The organism is Dactylosporangium darangshiense, assembly GCF_039537565.1.
Classification (GTDB): domain Bacteria; phylum Actinomycetota; class Actinomycetes; order Mycobacteriales; family Micromonosporaceae; genus Dactylosporangium; species Dactylosporangium darangshiense.
The window spans coordinates 40849-58026 of the sequence record NZ_BAABAT010000025.1; the positions used below are offsets into that span (position 1 = coordinate 40849).

Annotated in this window: 18 protein-coding genes; 12 read left to right on the top strand and 6 right to left on the bottom strand. The window is 74.3% G+C overall.

Translation table 11 applies throughout. The features are described 5' to 3' along the window. Nucleotides 1–48: 48 nt before the first annotated feature. From ABD901_RS35275 to ABD901_RS35315, 9 genes are all read left to right on the top strand, one after another. A complete protein-coding gene (locus ABD901_RS35275; protein ID WP_345133670.1) occupies nt 49–504 on the top strand; it encodes a (2Fe-2S)-binding protein in 456 nt (151 codons plus the stop codon). Next, complete coding sequence (locus ABD901_RS35280) at nt 501–1502, top strand: FAD binding domain-containing protein (RefSeq protein ID WP_345133672.1); 1002 nt, start codon at nt 501–503, stop codon at nt 1500–1502. The genes ABD901_RS35275 and ABD901_RS35280 overlap by 4 nt, the downstream gene beginning before the upstream one ends. Then, entirely contained in the window at nt 1499–3706 is a 2208-nt protein-coding gene (locus ABD901_RS35285) for a xanthine dehydrogenase family protein molybdopterin-binding subunit (protein WP_345133674.1), read from the top strand. The genes ABD901_RS35280 and ABD901_RS35285 overlap by 4 nt, the downstream gene beginning before the upstream one ends. Before the next feature lie 10 nt (nt 3707–3716). After that, on the top strand, nt 3717–4832 hold the full coding sequence (locus tag ABD901_RS35290; protein WP_345133676.1) for a hypothetical protein: 1116 nt from the start codon (nt 3717–3719) through the stop codon (nt 4830–4832). A gap of 70 nt (nt 4833–4902) precedes the next feature. Further along, entirely contained in the window at nt 4903–5334 is a 432-nt protein-coding gene (locus tag ABD901_RS35295) for a hypothetical protein (protein ID WP_345133677.1), read from the top strand. A 164-nt stretch (nt 5335–5498) separates the two neighbouring features. Next, on the top strand, nt 5499–5726 hold the full coding sequence (locus ABD901_RS35300; RefSeq protein WP_345133679.1) for a DUF397 domain-containing protein: 228 nt from the start codon (nt 5499–5501) through the stop codon (nt 5724–5726). A gap of 347 nt (nt 5727–6073) precedes the next feature. Beyond that, nucleotides 6074–8728, top strand: coding sequence for a winged helix-turn-helix domain-containing protein (locus ABD901_RS35305; protein WP_345133681.1), 2655 nt, complete (start codon nt 6074–6076; stop codon nt 8726–8728). A gap of 59 nt (nt 8729–8787) precedes the next feature. After that, a complete protein-coding gene (locus ABD901_RS35310) occupies nt 8788–8994 on the top strand; it encodes a hypothetical protein (protein ID WP_345133683.1) in 207 nt (68 codons plus the stop codon). A gap of 1 nt (nt 8995) precedes the next feature. Continuing rightward, a complete protein-coding gene (locus ABD901_RS35315; protein ID WP_345133685.1) occupies nt 8996–9685 on the top strand; it encodes a DUF4386 domain-containing protein in 690 nt (229 codons plus the stop codon). A gap of 4 nt (nt 9686–9689) precedes the next feature. On the opposite strand, the gene ABD901_RS35320 is transcribed toward ABD901_RS35315, so the two are convergent. Further along, the gene (locus ABD901_RS35320; protein WP_345133687.1) at nt 9690–10562 is read right to left on the bottom strand and encodes a hypothetical protein; all 873 of its coding nucleotides are present in this window, start codon (nt 10560–10562) and stop codon (nt 9690–9692) included. 39 nt (nt 10563–10601) lie between these two features. After that, nucleotides 10602–11141: a carboxymuconolactone decarboxylase family protein gene (locus tag ABD901_RS35325; protein WP_345133689.1), complete on the bottom strand. Its 540-nt coding sequence runs from the start codon at nt 11139–11141 to the stop codon at nt 10602–10604. 53 nt (nt 11142–11194) lie between these two features. Here ABD901_RS35325 and ABD901_RS35330 point away from each other — a divergent pair, with 53 nt between their 5' ends. Together ABD901_RS35330 and ABD901_RS35335 are read left to right on the top strand one after the other, a co-directional pair. Then, nucleotides 11195–11524, top strand: coding sequence for a winged helix-turn-helix transcriptional regulator (locus tag ABD901_RS35330; protein WP_345133691.1), 330 nt, complete (start codon nt 11195–11197; stop codon nt 11522–11524). A gap of 31 nt (nt 11525–11555) precedes the next feature. Continuing rightward, nucleotides 11556–12365 carry an NAD(P)H-binding protein gene (locus ABD901_RS35335; RefSeq protein WP_345133693.1) on the top strand — a complete coding sequence of 270 codons (810 nt, stop codon included), beginning with the start codon at nt 11556–11558 and terminating at the stop codon, nt 12363–12365. Between the two features lies 1 nt (nt 12366). On the opposite strand, the gene ABD901_RS35340 is transcribed toward ABD901_RS35335, so the two are convergent. Then, entirely contained in the window at nt 12367–12906 is a 540-nt protein-coding gene (locus ABD901_RS35340) for a GNAT family N-acetyltransferase (RefSeq protein ID WP_345133695.1), read from the bottom strand. 117 nt (nt 12907–13023) lie between these two features. Here ABD901_RS35340 and ABD901_RS35345 point away from each other — a divergent pair, with 117 nt between their 5' ends. Beyond that, nucleotides 13024–14238, top strand: a complete 1215-nt coding sequence (locus ABD901_RS35345; protein ID WP_345133697.1) for a serine hydrolase domain-containing protein — start codon at nt 13024–13026, stop codon at nt 14236–14238. A gap of 8 nt (nt 14239–14246) precedes the next feature. Here the strand turns inward: ABD901_RS35345 and ABD901_RS35350 are convergent, their stop codons facing one another. From ABD901_RS35350 to ABD901_RS35360, 3 genes are all read right to left on the bottom strand, one after another. Next, nucleotides 14247–15314 carry a CU044_5270 family protein gene (locus ABD901_RS35350; protein ID WP_345133906.1) on the bottom strand — a complete coding sequence of 356 codons (1068 nt, stop codon included), beginning with the start codon at nt 15312–15314 and terminating at the stop codon, nt 14247–14249. Between the two features lie 5 nt (nt 15315–15319). Continuing rightward, a complete protein-coding gene (locus ABD901_RS35355) occupies nt 15320–15922 on the bottom strand; it encodes an RNA polymerase sigma factor (protein ID WP_345133699.1) in 603 nt (200 codons plus the stop codon). Nucleotides 15923–15996: 74 nt separating this feature from the next. Continuing rightward, on the bottom strand, nt 15997–17136 hold the full coding sequence (locus ABD901_RS35360; RefSeq protein ID WP_345133701.1) for a cation:proton antiporter: 1140 nt from the start codon (nt 17134–17136) through the stop codon (nt 15997–15999). Nucleotides 17137–17178: the final 42 nt, after the last annotated feature.

Here is a 17178-nt window from a genome sequence, read left to right on the forward strand (position 1 = left end):
CCGCCGCGGCGTTTCGTGGTAGGTGCGCCGGGTAACCGCACCGCCATCATGAACGAGATCATCGTGAACGCGACCATCAACGGCCGGCGCGAGCAGCTGCGGGTCGATGCCTCCGTGACCCTGCTGGATGCGCTGCGCGACCGGCTCGGGCTCACCGGCACGAAGAAGGGGTGCGACCAGGGCGCGTGCGGCGCGTGCACGGTCCATCTCGACGGGCGGCGGGTGGTGTCCTGCCTGACCCTCGCCGTGCAGGCCGACGGGCGGGAGGTGCTCACCGTCGAGGGGCTCGGCGGCGGGCACCCGGTGCAGGAGGCGTTCGTGCGCCACGACGCGTTCCAGTGCGGGTACTGCACGCCGGGGCAGGTCCTCTCCGCGGTCGCGCTGCTCGACGAGGGCCGCGCCGGCACCGACGAGGAGATCCGGGAGTTCATGAGCGGCAACCTGTGCCGCTGCGGCGCCTACCCGAACATCGTGGCCGCGATCCGGGAGGTGGCCGGGCGATGACGTTCACGTACACCCGCGCGACCAGCCAGGCGGCCGCGATCGCCGAGGTGAGCGCCGACCCGCGGGCGGCGTTCCTGGCCGGCGGCACGACGCAGGTGGACCTCGCGCTCAAGGACGGCGTCATCGACCCGCGGCGGCTCGTCGACATCAGCCGGCTGCCGATGGCGGGCATCACCGTCGACGGCGACGCGCTGCGGGTCGGCGCGACCACCACCATGGCGGAGATGGCGGCCGACGAGCGGGTCGGGCGGCTGCTGCCGTTCGTGCGCGAGGCGCTGCTGCTGGGAGCGTCGCCGCAGCTGCGCAACATGGCCACGATCGGCGGGAACCTGCTGCAGCGCACCCGCTGCCGGTACTTCCGCGACCTGGCGGAGGCGCGCTGCAACAAGCGCACCCCGGGCACCGGCTGCGCCGCCGTGGAGGGCGTGGCCCGCATGCACGCGATCCTCGGAGCGTCGCCGTCGTGTATCGCGCTGCATGCGTCCGATCTCGCGGTACCACTGACGGCCCTCGGATCCATCGTGCACCTGCGCTCCGGCGGCGGTCCGCGCACCGTGCCGCTGACCGAGTTCTACCGGCTGCCGGGCGAGGCGCCGGACCGCGAGAACGTCCTGTGGCACGGCGAGCTGATCACCGACGTCGAGATACCGCTGCCGCCCGCGCGGGCCCGCACGACCTACATCAAGGTCCGCGACCGCGCCTCCTACGAGTTCGCGCTCACCTCGGCCGCGGTGGCCACGGTCGTGGATGCCGGGTTCGTGGTCTCGGCCCGCATCGCGCTCGGCGGCGTCGGCACCATCCCGTGGCGGGCCTGGGAGGCCGAGGACGTGCTGCGCGACGCGCCGGTCTCCGACGAGTCGTTCCGCGCCGCCGCGAACGCCGCCATCCACCGGCCGTTCACGGTGCCGGGCACCGAGTTCAAGGTGGAGCTGGCCAAGCGGACCCTGGTGCGGGCGCTGCGCATCACCACCGGCCTCGTCGCGGAGCCGACGTCGTGACCACCGTCGAGCGCACCGTCCTCGGCGTTGGCATCGACCGGGTCGACGGCGGGCAGAAGGCCTCCGGCAGCGCACCGTACTCCGGCGACGTCACCTACCCGGGCCTGGTGCACGCGGTCCTTGTGCGCAGCACCATCGCCGCGGGGCGCATCGCCGCCATCGACGCCTCCGGCGCCGAGGAGGTGCCCGGCGTCCTCGCCGTCGTCACGCACGAGAACGCGCCGCGGGTGCAGCGCAGCCCGGCGACGCCGCTGTGGCGCCAGCCGCCCGCACCGTTGCAGCGCACCGACATCGTCCACCACGGGCAGTACGTCGCGATGGTCGTCGCCGACACCGTCGAGCAGGCCACCGAGGCGGCCCGGCTGGTCGAGGTCGCCTACGAGCCCGCCGAGGCCGTGGTGCGCCTCGACGACCCGCGCGCCGTCGACGTCGAGGACCCCTACGGCTCCGACCAGACCCGCGGCGACTCCGCGGCCGGGCTCGCCGACGCCGACGTGGTCATCGACGCGCAGTACACGACGCCGGACGAGACGAACAACCCGATGGGCCTGTTCGCGACCGTCGCGGCGTGGGACGGTGACCGGCTCACCGTGCACGACACGACGCAGTGGCCCGACTCGACCCGCAACGCCCTCGCCGGCGCGTTCGGCGTGCCGGAGAGCGGCGTGCGGGTCCTCGCCCCGTTCGTCGGCGGCGGCTTCGGCGCCGGCCTGCGCGTCTGGCCGCACGTCATCCTCGCCGCGATGGCGGCCCGGGTCGTCGGCCGGCCGGTCAAGCTGATGCTGACCCGCCCGCAGATGTTCACCGGCATCGGTCATCGTCCGGCGACGATACAGCGGATCCGCCTCGGCGCCCGCCGCGACGGCACGCTGACCGCGATCGAGCACGAGTCGGTGCAGCCCTCCGCCATCGACGACGACAACATCGTCGAGTCCGTCACCACCGTGTCCTCGGTCGGGTACGCCTGCCCGAACGTCACCACCCGCGACCGGCTGCGCCGCCTCAACGTGCCCGTCCCGACGTCGATGCGCGGCCCCGGCGACGCGCAGGGCCACTTCGGCCTCGAGTGCGCGCTGGACGAGCTGGCGTACGAGCTCGGCATCGACCCGCTCGAGCTGCGCATGCGCAACTACGCCGAGGAGCACCCGCAGCTGCGCCTGCCGTGGTCGAGCAAGGCGCTGCGCCGCTGCTACGAGCTCGGCGCGGAGCGCTTCGGCTGGTGGGAGCGCGACCCGCAACCGCGCTCGATGCGCCGGGGCGACACGCTCATCGGGTACGGCATGGCCGGGGTCACCTTCTTCTGGTTCCAGCAGCCGTGCGAGGCCCGCGCCACGATCGACCGGGAGGGGCGCGCCTTCGTGCGCAGCGCCGCCACGGACATCGGCACCGGGACGTACACGGTGATGACCCAGCTCTCGGCGGACCGCCTCGGCCTGCGGGTGGACCAGGTCCGCATGGGCCTCGGCGACACCGAGCTGCCGTCCGCACCGATGCAGGGCGGCTCCGGGATGACCGCGTCGCTGGGCAGCGCCATCCACGACGCCGCCGGCAACCTCATCGCCGCCTTCCTCGACCTCGTCGCCGACGACATCGCGTCCCCGCTGCGTGGCCTCACGGCCGCCGACGTGGTCGCCGTCGACGGCAGGCTGCAGCGCCGCGACGATCCCGCTGCCGGGGAGTCGTACCGCGAGATGCTCGACCGCCACGACCTGCCCGACCTCACCGCCGACGGCTCGGCGGTGCCCGCCAAGCCCGAGGAGCTCGGCCTGGCGCCGGCCGGCCCGTTCGCGGCCCGCTTCGCCGAGGTCCACGTCGACGCCGACCTCGGCCGCATCAGCGTGGCCCGCCTCGTGACGGTCGTCGACGCCGGGCGCATCCTCAACCCCAAGACGGCCCGCAGCCAGATCATCGGCGGCGCCGTCGGCGGCATCGGGATGGCCCTGCTCGAGGAGACCGTCACCGACCCCGGCACCGGCCGGATCGTCAACGCCACCTTCGGCGACTACCTGATCGCGGTCAACGCCGACGTACCCGACCTCGACGTCTCCTTCGTCGGCGACCCGGACCGGTTCAACCCGGTCGGCGTCAAGGGCGTCGGCGAGATCGGCCTGGTCGGCGTCGCACCCGCGATCGCCAACGCGGTGTTCCACGCCACCGGCAGGCGCATCCGCACCCTCCCGCTCACCCTGGACAAGCTGCTGTAGCTTGCCCAGGGTGGCGACCGACTACGCGACCCTGTTCCACGCCTACGGCCGGGCCGTCGACACGCCCGCCCACCTCGAAGCGCTCACGAGCGACGACCACGAGGCCCGCACCGCGGCCTTCCGTCACCTGTGGTCGGCGGTGATCCACCAGGGCACACCGTGGACGGCGACCCCGCCGGCCGCCGAACGGGTCGCGGCCCTGGTGGGCGACCCGCGCCTGGACGCCTCGGACCGCGCGAGCCTGCTGCGGTTCCTGGCCGCCGTCGCCGAGGCCACCCAGCCCGGCTACGACGCCGGGGAGCTCGCCGCCATGGCGTATCCGCCGGGCCGCGACCTGGAGGCCGAGTTCGCCGCGGCGGACGAGGACGAGGCGTACGGCGACGAGGTGCTCGCCAACGCGATGTACTCCCGCGCCATCCTCGGCTGCCGCGCGGTCGTCCCCGCCGCCCTCGCCGCCGCTGCTCCCCTGCTCGCCGACCCCGACGCGGAGGTCCGCTCGGCCGCCGCCTACGCCGCCGGCGCCTGCGCGAAGGCCCTCGGCCCGGCCGCCGACCCCGCCCCGCTGGCGGCCCGCCTCGACGCCCTGGCCGCCGAGGCCGGCCCGGACGAGCGCGCGGCCCTGGTCCTGTCGATGGGCGAGCTCGGCCTGGCACCGCGGGCGTACCTGGACGACCCCCACCCCGGCGTCCGCGCCTGCGCCGCCCTGGCACCCGCCCTCGCCGACGACCCGGCCGCGACGGCGGCGATCCTCGAGGCGCTCGCCGACCCGGCCGCGACCGAGCGCTGGTTCACCCACCGCCCGCCCCAGCTGCACACGCACATCCGCTTCCGGCTCACGCACGCTGCGATCGAGCGCGTCGACGACCCGGAGCGCCTCCTGCCGGCCGCCCTGGCGCTGGCCCCGATCGCCGGCCCTTGGAACGCCAACTCCGACTGGGGCCCGCTGCTCCTGGCCATCCTGGGCCCGCGGCGCGACGGCCCCCTGACCGACCCCCAGCGCCGCTACCTCGCCGCCTTGGTCGACAACGAGGCGCTGTGGGACCCGCGCAACGGCAACGCGAGCCTGGCGATGCGCGAGGCCGGCCTCCCACACGACCGCGCGGCCTGCCGCGCCCTGACGTCATGATTCGGTTGCCAGGCGTGATGAACGCAGCAGTGGCGTGCCGATGGGGGCGTGGCGTGGCTACGCTCGGGCGATGGGGAGTGAGCAGGGGGACGCCTGGGCGCCGCAGTCCCGGGTAGGCGCAGTGGTGGTGGCGCTGGTCCAGGGCGACCAGGCCGCGGCGGAACGGGCGGCCGGGCTGCCACCGGACGAGCGCGATCCGTCGGTGCTGCAAGCGGCCATCCGCCTGGCCGTCCGCAGCCTCTTCGACGAGGACACCGGCCCGGACCAGATCGCGGAGTTCGTCGCCGCGATGCGCGAGGACGTCGAGGTCGACCCGGCGGTCGCCGAGGCCCTGATCCGCGCCCAGCTGGGCGAGCCCCAGCTGCTGGAGGCCTTCGCACCCCAGTCGGTCGACGACACCACGTGGTCGACCTTGGGCTACCTCTGCGAGCGCCGCCTGGGGCCGGAGGACTCGCTGCAGCTGGTGGAGTACGCCGAACAACAGGCCCTCCACGCCGCCTGACCCTCGCCCCCACAGAGGCCGCTACAGTCCGTGCGGACACATGTGCCAGTCCTGCGCCCTACGGGGGCGATCTTGCGGTAATGTTCGTGCCGAGCGTTTCGCCCCTTAGGCCCTAATTGCCGGGGGCGTTTGCGCGTCGGTGACGGCATTCATTGAGGAGTCCGGTGAACCGTTCTGCGTGGCGCCGCGCCTGCGTCAGCGAGCACACCTGCGTGGAAGTGTCTGATCGCGGGGCGCTGGTCGCCGTGCGGGACTCCGTTCAACCGACCGTCGCTCTGACATTCGCGGCCGGCGATTGGCGCTCGTTCGTCGCGGCGGTCAAGGACGGCACGATCGACGCTCACCGTTCGCTCGGCGCGACCGGCAGCGGCGTTTCGGGCATCGGTTCGTAGGACCGTGCCGGCTGGCCATTCTTGATGGCGCGCAGGTACTCCTCGTTGACGAAACGCACAGTGCGGTCGAGATCGATCTGTTTTGCGGGCAGACATGCCATCCCCCTCGCGCATGCACCTCCTTGAATTATGACCTCACGTACGCGACTTTCGTCAATTCATTCACGTAACGGCGGAATAGTGCCACATCGCTACTCGCGAGAGGGCCGACCGTCGTATCACAGAAGCCCCGCGAACATTTAGTCCGTGCAATTTGCAATTCCCGATTGCGCGGCGCTGCCGGCCCGTCACCGGCGGGGTTGTTCTACGATCGGGCACGTCCGCGCGGGAAGACGGAGGGAGCCGGCGTGACGAGCCCTCTCGTCGAGACGAAGCTGTTCGTGCCGCGGCCCCGGCGGGAGCTGGTCGACCGGCCGCGGCTGGGCGAGCGGCTCGCGCGCGGCCTGCGCGGGCGGGTCACGCTCGTGTCGGCGCCGGCCGGGTTCGGCAAGACGACGCTGCTCAGTGGGTGGCTCGACCGCAACCACGCGCGGCGGGGCGTGGCGTGGGTGTCGCTCGACGAAAGTGACGCGCGGCCCGAGGTGTTCTGGGCGTACGTCATCGCGGCGCTGCAACGGGTCGTGCCGCAGCTCGGGGCCGGCGTGGTGCCGCTGCTGCAAGGGGCCGCGCCGCCGATCGAGACCGTGCTGGCCACGGTGGTCAATGAGCTTTCCGTGGTACCGCACGACGTCGACCTCGTCCTCGATGACTACCACCTCGTCGACGGGGCGGGGGTGCAGGCGGGGATGGGGTTCCTCGTCGAGCATCTGCCGCCGCAGGTGCATCTCGTGATCAGCACGCGGGCCGACCCCGGGTTGCCGCTGGCGCGGCTGCGGGCGCGAGGTGACCTCGTCGAGGTGCGGGCGGCCGACCTGCGGTTCACCGGCGACGAAGCCGCGGCCTACCTCGGCGACGTCGCGGGGCTGGAGCTGTCGGCCGGGGACGTCGCGGCGCTGGCGGGGCGTACCGAAGGGTGGATCGCCGCGCTGCAGCTCGCCGCGCTGTCGATGCAGGGGCGAAGCGACGTCGCCGGGTTCATCGCGGGGTTTGCCGGCGACGACCGGTACATCGTCGACTACCTCGTCGAAGAGGTGCTCGGGCGGCAGAGCGACGAGGTCCGGCAGTTTCTGATGCGCACCTCCGTCCTCGACCGGCTTTGCGGGGCGCTGTGCGACGCCGTGACCGGCGAGCGCGGGTGCAAGGGCGTGCTGGAGGCGCTCGACCGGGCGAATCTCTTCGTGGTACCGCTGGACGACAACCGCCAGTGGTACCGCTACCACCACCTCTTCGCCGACCTGCTGCGGGCCCGGCTGCTCGACGAACGACCCGCGGAGGTCGCCGAGCTGCACCGGCGCGCGAGCGCGTGGTACGACGAGCACGGCGAGGCGGGCGCGGCGGTGCGCCACGCCCTCGCTGCGGGGGACGTGGAGCGGGCCGCGGAGCTGGTGGAGCTGGCGATCCGGGCGATGCGGCAGGCCCGGCAGGAGGCGACGATCCGCGGCTGGGGCGACGCGCTGCCCGACGCCGTCGTGCAACGGCGGCCCGTGCTGGCGGCGGGGCTCGCGGGGGCGATGATGGCCGGCGGCGACTTCGAGGGCGTCGAGGAGCGCCTCGGCGACGTCGAGCGGCTGCTCGCGGCGCCGGGCGCGGAGGCGATGGTCGTCGCCGACGCCGAAGGGCTGGACCGGCTGCCGGGCGCGATCGCGATGTACCGGGCGGCGCTCGCCCTCGCCCGCGGCGACCTCGGCGCCACCCTCGGCAACGCGCGGCTGGCGATCGAGCGCGCGGCCGCCGGCGACGACCTCGTGCGCTCCGGGGCGTCGGGGCTCGCGGGCCTCGCCCGGTGGGCCGGCGGCGACCTCGACGGTGCGCACGAGGCCTACCTGGTGTGCGTCGACGGGCTGCAGCGCATCGGGTACGTCCCGGACGTCCTCGGCTGCTCCATCACCCTCGCCGACATCCGCGCCACGCAGGGGCGGCTCGGCGAGGCGCGGCGCACCTACGAGCGGGCGCTGCGGCTGGCCGAGAGCGCCGGCGGGCCGCTGCCGCGGGGCGCCGCCGACATGCATGCCGGCCTGGCGCACCTCGCCGTCGAGCGCGACGACCTCGAGGCCGCGGCCGCGCACCTGCGCCGGTGCGAGGAGCTCGGCGAGCATGCGGGGCTGCCGCAGCACCCGTACCGCTGGCGGGTCGCGACGGCGCTGCTGCGCGCCGCACAGGGAGCGACCGACGAGGCGCTCGGGCTGCTCGACGACGCCCAGCGGGTGTACACCGGCGACTTCTCCCCCAACGTCCGGCCGATCCCTGCCCTGCGGGCGCGGGTCCTCGCCGCCGCCGGGCGGGCCGGCGAGGCGGCGCGGTGGGCGGATGAGCACCGCCTGTCCGACGGCGACGAGCTGTCGTACCTGCGCGAGTTCGAGCACGTGACCCTCGCCCGGGTGCGGCTGGCGCAGCACGCCGACCCGCGGCCGCTGCTGGAACGGCTCCTCGACGCGGCGGACGCGGGCGGGCGGGGCGGCACCGTCATCGAGGTCCTGGCGCTGCTCGCCCTGGCTCGTCAGGCGGCCGGCGACGCCGACGGGGCACTGGAGGCCCTCGAGCGGGCGTTGCGGGCGGCCGAGCCCGAAGGCTACGCGCGGGTCTTCACCGCCGAGGGCGACGCGATGGCCGCGCTGCTGCGGGCGCTCGGCAAGCGGCACCCCGGGTGGGCGTACCCGCGGCGCCTGCACGAGGCCGCCGCGCCAGGACCGGCGCCGGCGCTGGCCGAGCCGCTCAGCGAGCGGGAGCTGGACGTGCTGCGGCTGCTCGCCACCGACCTCGACGGGCCAGACATCGCCCGCCGGCTCAGCGTGTCGCTGAACACGCTGCGCACCCACACGAAGAACATCTACGCCAAGCTCGGCGTCAACAGCCGCCGCGCCGCCGTGCGCCAGGCCGCCGAGCTGCGACTGCTCAAGCGCTGAGGGGCGCTCACCAGGTGTGGTGATGTCCGCTCACCACATCGATTCCTACCGTGCTGCCCATGCGGTACGAAATCCGGGTCCTGGGGCGCCTCGAGCCCCGCTGGGCTGCGTGGTTCGACGGGATGACCCTGACCACCGGCGACGGCGTCACCGTCGTCGAGGGCCCCGTCGAGGACCAGGCCGCCCTGTACGGACTGCTGCACAAGCTGCGCGACACCGGACTGCCTCTGCTGTCCGTCAACCCCTCTTCGGCGCAAGGAGCCTGAGTTGAACCCGCGAAAGACCGCCCTGCTGGGCGGCGTCTTCTACCTGATCACGTTCGCCGCCTCCTTCCCCGCCCTGTTCCTCATCGGGCCGGTCCTGGACGATCCTCGGTACATCGTCGGCGCCGGCAACGACACTGCCGCCCGCGTGACCCTCGGCTGCCTGCTCGACATCGTCAACGCCCTGGCCTGCGTCGGCACCGCCGTCGCGCTGTTCCCGGTCGTCCGCCGCCAGGACGAGACCACGGCGCTGGGGTTCGTCACCAGCCGCCTGCTCGAGGCGGGCACGATCATGATCGGCGTCGTGAGCCTCCTGGCCGTCCTCACGCTGCGGCGGGATCTGCACGGCACGGCAGACACCGAGGCCCTCGTCGACACCGGCCGCGCGCTCGTCGCCGTGCGCGACTGGACGTTCCTGCTCGGGCCGAGCCTCATGGCGTCGCTGAACGCGCTGCTGCTGGGCTCGCTCATGTGGCGCTCGCGGCTCGTGCCGCGCGTCATCCCGGCGATGGGCCTCGTCGGCGGCCCCCTGCTGCTGGCCGCCACGGTAGCGGTCATGTTCGGCGCGTTCGACCAGGTGTCCCCGATCACGGCCGTGGCGACCCTCCCGGTCGCGGCGTGGGAGCTCTCGGTCGGCGTCTACCTGACCGTGAAGGGCTTCCGCCCGTCGGCGCCGATCCTCGCGACGGCCTGACGGCTCACACCAGGGCCAGCTGCCCCGGCAGCGGCTCGTCGTCGAGGCGGCCGTCCAGCTGCCACAGCCGCAGCACGTCGTCGTCCTGGGTGAGCCACCGCCCGGGCGCTGGCGCGGAGTGGACGCTGCCGGCGCGCATCAGGTGCGGGTAGCGCACCAGCGACCGGCACCGCAGGCCGCCGGCCGACAGCAGCAGATGGTCCTCGGCGTCGCCGGGCAGCTCGTCCGGGCACACGGCGACGAGGACCAACTCGTCGGTGACGAACACCGCCCGGTTCAGGTCGAGGAAGTCGAGCGCGTCCAGGTACGGCGGCCGGGCGGGCACATCGGCGAGGTGCCGCCGCGCGAGCAGCGCCCCGTCGGCGGCGTCCCACACGGTCAGCCACCCGTTGGTCTCCGCGGTCAGCAGGCGGCCCCCTTCCGGGCTGTTCTCGGGCCGGTCGTCCTCATCGTCGTCGTCCCCGAGTCGCGCCGGGAGGCGGTCGAACTCCGCGCCCGTCGCGGCGTCCACCAGGACGATCTCCGCGGGCCAGCCGAGCCGCACCCACAGCACCCCGTCGGCGTCGAGGTCGAAGGCGGCGCCCCCGGTCTGGCGGCCGGCGTATGCCTCCCAGCTGTTGCGCCACCACACGCGCCCGTCCAGGCCCACGGCGGCGACGTCGTGCTCGTCGCCGGCGACGATGAGCCCGCCGCCGGCCCGCGCGGAGTCCGGGGCCTGTTCGAGGGGCACCGCGACGCTCGCCACGGGGCGCAGCTGCGCGTCGAACAGGTGCACCGTCGTGCCGCGGCTCTCGGTGACGGTCCAGCCCCCACCGAGAGCCGGCGAGACGTGCCAGGCGCGGGGCACTCGCGCCTCGTTGATCAGCCGTGGTCGCACCGCAGCAGGATAGGCGCTGCGGCGCAGGCGGGCGCGCGCTCAGGCCTCCAGTGGCAGGCGGGCGGCGCGGGCGAGGAAGGCGATCGCGTGGTACCAGCCGCAGATGAGGATCGCGTCGATGGCGCCCTCCTCCCCCGTCGCGGCGACCAGGCCGGCCCACTCGTCGTCGGTCAGGTCGTGGCGCGTGTGCAGGGCGTCGACGGCACGCAGCAGGGCCGCGTCGGCGGGGTCGGTCCAGCACGCGTCGGACGGGTCGCCGGCGGTCAGGGAGCGCACCTGGGCGTCGCTGAGGCCGGCCTTGGCGGCGAAGGCGTCGACGTGGATGCGCCACTCGTACTCGGCGCCGCACAGCGCGCTCACCCGGTCGATGACCAGCTCGCGGTGGCGCAGGGTCAGGGCGCAGCGGCGCGACAGGTAGTACGAGCCCCCGCCGTGCACCGCGCGCGCCCGCTCGGGGCGGCGGGCCAGCAGGCGGAACAGCGCGATCGGCGGGCCCAGGGCGGACAGCGCGTCGGCGGTCTCCGTGTCGTAGGGCGGCTCGACGGGCGCCGGCCGCGCGTGATTCGGATTCCGAAGCATGCGTCATACGGTACCGTAGCTGCTTTGAAAAGCGAAGCAGAGGAGGTGGGCGTGTGACGGGGACGCCGCTGCCCGGACGGGCGGTGCGGGGCTCGCGCAGCGGGCGGCCGATCATGGCGCTGCTGGACCTGCTCGGGCGGCGCTGGGCGCTGCGCATCCTGTGGGAGCTGCGTGAGGAGCCGGTGCCGACGTTCCGCGACCTGCAGCGCCGCTGCGACGGCCTGTCCTCCAGCGTCCTGGCCGACCGGCTCGCCGAGCTGCGCGACGCGGCGATCGTGGAGCGCGGCGGCCTCGCGCTCACGGCGCAAGGGCGGGAGCTCCTGGCGGCGCTCGGGCCGCTGCAGGAGTGGTCGCACCGCTGGGAGCCGGAGAAATCGCGTTGACGGGCGCGGCGATCTTGACGAGTGTTGGCGCGTGCCAACGGACTCCATCGCGGTGACCGGCGCCACGGGCGCCCTCGGGCGGCTCGTGCTGCGCCGCCTGATCGACCTCGTCCCGGCCGGCCGGATCGTCGCCGTCGCGCGCGACCCGGGCCGCGCCACCGGCCTCGACGCGCTCGGCGTGGCCGTCCGCCAGGGCGACTACGACGAGCCCGCGGGCCTGGCGGCGGCGTTCGCGGGCGCCGGTCGGCTGCTGCTCATCTCCTCGCCGGAGCTCGACGACGCCCGGCGCGCCGCGCAGCACCGCAACGCGATCGAAGCCGCCGCAAAGGCCGGGGTCGGACGCATCGCCTACACGAGCTTCCTCGGCGCCGAGCGCACGCCGGGCGCCCATCAGGAGACGGAGGCGGCGATCCGGGACAGCGGCCTGGCGTACACCTTCCTGCGCAACCCCTTCTACACCGACGCGTTCGTGCACCCGGGCCTGCGCGCCGCCGCGGAGACCGGCGAGCTGACCGGCGGCACCGGCGGGCGCGGCCTCAACACCGCATCGCGCGCCGACCTCGCCGACGCGGCCGCCGCGGTGCTCACCGGCGACGGGCACGACGGCCGCGCCTACGACCTCACCGGTCCGCTGTGGACGTTCCCGGAGCTCGCCGCGGTGCTGCAGGAGCATTTCGGGACTCCCATCCAGCATCGCGAGGAGCCGCCGCCGGGCGCCATGGGCTACCTGCACGGCCTCGTCCGCGCCGGGCTGCTCGAGCGCCGGAGCGAGGACCTGCCGCGGCTGCTCGGGCGGCCCGCGACGACGCTGCGCGAGGCCGTCGCGGCCGCCCTGGCCTGAGTCAGGCGACGGCCGGCGTCAGCGGCTTGACGAGGGTCTCGAAGGCCAGGTCGGCCCGGCGGGGCCGGCCGAAGCGCTCGTCGCCGTACGGGAACGGGCTGAGCTCGCCCGTGCGCCGGTAGCCGCGGCGCACGTACCAGGCGATGAGGTCCTCGCGCTGCACGATGACGGTCATGCGCATCTCGCCCGTGCCCCACTCGTCGCGGGCGTGCCGCTCCGCCTCCGCCAGCATCGCGGCGCCGAGCCCGCCCCGCTGCCGCTGGGGGTCGACGGCGAACATGCCGAAGTAGGCGTACCCGTCGTGGCGCTCCACCTGGCAGCAGGCGATCGGCTCGCCGGCGGACTCGGCGACGAGGACCGCGCCGGTCGGGGCCTCGATCGCGGCCGCCACCATCTGCGGGTCGGTGCGCTGCCCGTCGAGCAGGTCGGCCTCGGTGGTCCAGCCGGCGCGGCTGCGTTCGCCGCGGTAGGCGGACTGGACGAGGTCGACGAGGGCGGGCACGTCGCCGGGCGCCGCGGCGCGGAAGGTGATCGGTTGCATCGGCCTATGATGACGCGCGACCCCGAACGGCCGGGAACCCGTACGGGGGGCAGCCCTACCCCCGGCCGGGCGGTTGGCGGGATGGCCCGAGGGTCGGCGTTCGCCGAGGCTTGAGGGATGCAGGAGCGAATCGCAACGAGCCGGGGCAACGGCCGCCGGATGCTGCTCAAGGCCAGCGCGGCCGCGGCCGCCGCGACGGTGCTCGCCCCGGCGGGCCGGGCCTTCGCCGCCCCCGCGACCGGTGCCGCGGCGCCCGCGCGCGACCGGCTGCGGGAGGAGCTGCAGGGCACGCTCGAGCACATGCGCGGCCTAGGCGTCATCGGCGCACAGGGTCAGATCGCCACCCTTCACCGCGACGTGGCCGCCCGCACGGGCACCGCCGACGCGGCCGGCACGACCGCGATGCCTTCCGGCGGGCGGTTCCGCATCGGCAGCAATACGAAGACGTTCGTGTCCGTGGTGGTACTGCAGCTGGCCGGCGAGGGCAAACTCTCCCTCGACGACACGGTGGAGCGCTGGCTGCCCGGTGTGGTCACCGGCAACGGCAACGACGGCCGCCGCATCACCGTCCGGCAGCTGCTGCAGCACACCAGCGGCCTGTACAACTACATCAACGACATCCCCGCGGTTCTCTCGCCGGAGGAGTACCAGCGCCACCGCTACGACCACTACGACCCGGCCGACCTCGTCGCGCTCGCGATGCGCCACGAGCCGAACTTCGCGCCCGGCACCCACTGGGACTACTCCAACACCAACTACGTGCTCGCCGGCATGATCATCCGCCGGGTCACCGGCCGCTCGTGGGCCGAGCAGGTCCGCGACCGCATCGCCCGCCCGCTGCACCTGCGCGACACCTACTTCCCGTACGACCACCCGTCCCTGCCCGCCTCCTCGGCGCACGCCTACCAGCAGTTCGCCCCCGGTGCCGCGCTGGTCGACGTCACCGAGTTCAACCCGACCGCCGCCGACGCGGCCGGCGGCCTGGTCAGCACCACCGGGGACCTGACCCGCTTCTGGCTCGCCCTGCAGCGCGGCGCTCTGCTGCGCCCCGCGCAGATGACCGACCTGCACCGCACCGTCCTCGCCGAGACCTACCAGGACGTGCGCGAGGGCATGCGCTACGGCCTGGGCATCTTCTGGGTCCCGACCCGCTGCGGCGGCTTCTGGGCTCACCCGGGCGATGTGCCCGGCACCACGACCTTCAACGGCGTGAGCTCCTCCGGCGACCGGGCCGTGGTCCTGTACCGCACGACGGCGCTCGCGGACCCGGCGATCGGCGGCGCCCTGGACGGCCTGGCCCTGGGCCTGGTCGAGGACGTGATGTGCGCCTGACGCTTCGCTCATGCGCAGGCGCCCTGCTTCGGACCGGGCGGGGCCGCGGGTGCCTCGTCGGCGACCGTGACCGAGAGCTGCGCGGTCGCGCCGAGCACGGTGCCCACCGGCGCCTGGGCCTTGGCGGCATCGACGACGACGTCGCGGGAGCCGATGAACCGGAACGTCACCGGGTCGAAGATCAACTCACGTCGCAGGCCGAACCGGGTGTCGACGTAGCCGATCGCGGTGCCGGTGCGGCCCGCCACGTCCTGCGCGTCGCCGACCAGCGCGGCTCCGGGGATGAGCTTCAACGCCTGGAACACCGCGGTGTGCTGGGCCGCGGGCATCGCGGCACCGGCGAGCTCGCCGCCGGCCTTCCACAGGTAGAAGTTCTTGTCGCCGCCACCGCCGGAGAATCGCCCGAAGTACGCCAACATGCCCTTCGGGTCCGCCGGGAGGGTCGCGTAGTAGGCGTAGTCCTGCCGGGCGGCGCCGCCCTTCACCGGGCAGACCAGTTGCAGGTTGACGGTGCCCGCGCGGGGCGCCTGCGGCGGGATGGGCAGGCCCGGATAGGCCAGCGGCTCCAGCTGCTCCGACCGGGACGCGCCGGGACGGGTGTTGTCCGCGGAGACCCAGTTGGTGAGTTTCGCGCGGTACAGGTAGCGACCACCGTCACCGAACTCCGCCGTGGCCATCACGACCGACTCGGTGACGACGAACTGCCCGGGTCCCGGTGCGACCCCGTCGCCGGCGGCGGCAGCCAGGTCGAGCACCTCGGCGACCGAGACCGGCTTGAGCACGACCGGTGCCGGCGAGCCGGTCGAGGTGGGTGGGGTCCCCGTCCCGGTCCGGCCGCCCGGCGAGCCGGCCTGGCCGCCCGGCGAGCCCGGCAGGGTCAGCGCCACGGCGAGCGCGGCGGCCGCGGCCGTCGTCAGGCCCGCGGCCGTGACGACGAGCGGCCGGCGGGACCGGGCCGGAGCCCGGCTGCCCGCGCCCTCCGCGCGGAGCATCGACACGAAGGACCGTTCGGCCTCCGTCAGTACCGCGCCGGACATCTCCGGCACTTCGCCGCGCAGCTCGCGCAGCCGTCGCATGTCGTTCACAGGTCCTCCTGGATAGATGTCGGGTCCGCCCCGCCGAGTGCCGCACGCATCCTGCTTCGAGCCCGGTTCACCCGGGACCGCACCGTCCCCACGGGCACACCGAGTGCGACCGCGATCTCCTCGTACGTGAGGTCACCCCACGCCACCAGCAGCAACGCGTCGCGGTAGCCGGGGCGCAGATCCGCCAGGGCGGCGGCGAGGCGCCGGTTGACGGCGTCGGCTCCGAGCCGGGCGTCGCTGCGCACCTCGAACCCCTCCGTCACCGGGTCGATGCCGGTGCGTTCGAGTGCGCGCAGCGCCCTGACCTCGGCGCGGCGCTGCCGGCCGATGAGGTTGGTGGCGATGCCGAACAGCCACGGCCCGGCGTCGCCCCGGTCGGGTGCGTAGCGGTGCCGCTGCCGGAACGCGGCGAGGAACACGTCGGCGCAGACGTCCTCCGCGACGCCCGGGCCGAGGCGGCGGGTCACGTACCGCTGGATGCTCGGCGCGTGCCGCCGGAAGATCAGCGCGAAGAGCTCGGGCTCGTCCAAGGACCGCACGATGATCGCGGCGTCGCCCCCGGGTTCGGCGGCCACCGCTGTCTCGGTTGGTCTGGTCATGGGGCATCAGGCCTCTCGGCTGTCGGTCGGTACACCAGGTACTTGCCCGACCCCCAAGGTGCGGTTCCCACTACCTAGGGCGTCGAGGCCGGCGCACGCGACGCGGCCGCGGCGGACCACACGGCCACGGCGATCGTGAGGATCGCGGCGGCGATCAGGGCGGCGGCCTCGGCCGGACGCAGCAGCCCGAGCTGTGTGCCCAGCGTCGCCGCGGCGACGGGGACGCCGAGCTGCGCCGCGGCCAGGCCGCCGTAGGCGAACGGCTGGCCGGTCAGCCGCATCGCCACGTGGACCAGGACCGCACCCAGGCCGAGCGCCACGGCGAGTATTGCCGACCGGAGATCCGTGGCGAGCGCCCGCACGTCGAGCGTCGCGCCCAGCCAGACGAAAAACAGCGGGCCCAGGAACCCTTCGGTCAACGCGAACAGCTGCCGTGCCAGCCGCCGCGGTTCGCCGACCGCCGCGACCGCCAGACCGAAGCAGAAACCGGCGAGCAGGACCGAGACGTGCGCCGCCTGCGCCAGCGCCGCGAGCGCGAAGAGGATGACGAGGTTGACGCGCATCTCGATGGCGAACTTGCGCCGCTCGGACACCCGGTGGACCCGTTTGCGCAGGCCCGACGCCTCAAGCCACCGCAGGAGCACGTACAGCACCGCCGTTGCCGCGAGGACCAGCCCGGCGCCGAGTGCCGCCCGGGTGGCGTGCCGCGGGTCGATCGCGAGCGGCAGGGCCACGACGCACAGGGCGTCGGCGATCGCGACCTGCGGCAGCAATTGCAGCACCGCGTTGCCCGCCAGGCCGAGGCCGTCAACGATCGGCAGGATCAGCGCAGCCGACGACGATGCCATCAGCACGGTATAGAGCGCCGCATGCCCGGTGTGGAAGAAGATGTTCGCGAGGAGTACCGCGGGAATGCACGCGAGCGCCGCGACGCCCGCCGCGCGGGCGAGGCCGATCCGCAGGGCGCCGCGCAGGCGCAGGTCGCGCACCGGCACGTGCGTCCCGGCCACGAACATCACCAGCGCGAAGCCGATGTTCGCCAGGAATGTGAACGTGTCGTCCCGGGCGTCGACGATGCCCACGCCGGTCCGCCCGACCGCCGCCCCGGCGACGAGCTCCCCGAGCAGGACCGGCAGGTGCCAACGCCGCGGCAACGCCAGCAGCGGCCCCAGCAGCGCGAACGCGCACACCACCGCCAGAGTGCCGAAGCTCATCCGATCACTATTGCGCACCGCCGGGCAGCCCGGCGGCGACAC

Coding starts and splice junctions, on each gene's coding strand:
- ABD901_RS35275 (WP_345133670.1), top strand. CDS start 49: ATGAACGAGATCATCGTGAACGCGACCATCAACGGCCGGCGCGAGCAG.
- ABD901_RS35280 (WP_345133672.1), top strand. CDS start 501: ATGACGTTCACGTACACCCGCGCGACCAGCCAGGCGGCCGCGATCGCC.
- ABD901_RS35295 (WP_345133677.1), top strand. CDS start 4,903: ATGGGGAGTGAGCAGGGGGACGCCTGGGCGCCGCAGTCCCGGGTAGGC.
- ABD901_RS35310 (WP_345133683.1), top strand. CDS start 8,788: ATGCGGTACGAAATCCGGGTCCTGGGGCGCCTCGAGCCCCGCTGGGCT.
- ABD901_RS35325 (WP_345133689.1), bottom strand. CDS start 11,141: ATGCTTCGGAATCCGAATCACGCGCGGCCGGCGCCCGTCGAGCCGCCC.
- ABD901_RS35340 (WP_345133695.1), bottom strand. CDS start 12,906: ATGCAACCGATCACCTTCCGCGCCGCGGCGCCCGGCGACGTGCCCGCC.
- ABD901_RS35345 (WP_345133697.1), top strand. CDS start 13,024: ATGCAGGAGCGAATCGCAACGAGCCGGGGCAACGGCCGCCGGATGCTG.
- ABD901_RS35350 (WP_345133906.1), bottom strand. CDS start 15,314: ATGCGACGGCTGCGCGAGCTGCGCGGCGAAGTGCCGGAGATGTCCGGC.
- ABD901_RS35355 (WP_345133699.1), bottom strand. CDS start 15,922: ATGACCAGACCAACCGAGACAGCGGTGGCCGCCGAACCCGGGGGCGAC.
- ABD901_RS35360 (WP_345133701.1), bottom strand. CDS start 17,136: ATGAGCTTCGGCACTCTGGCGGTGGTGTGCGCGTTCGCGCTGCTGGGG.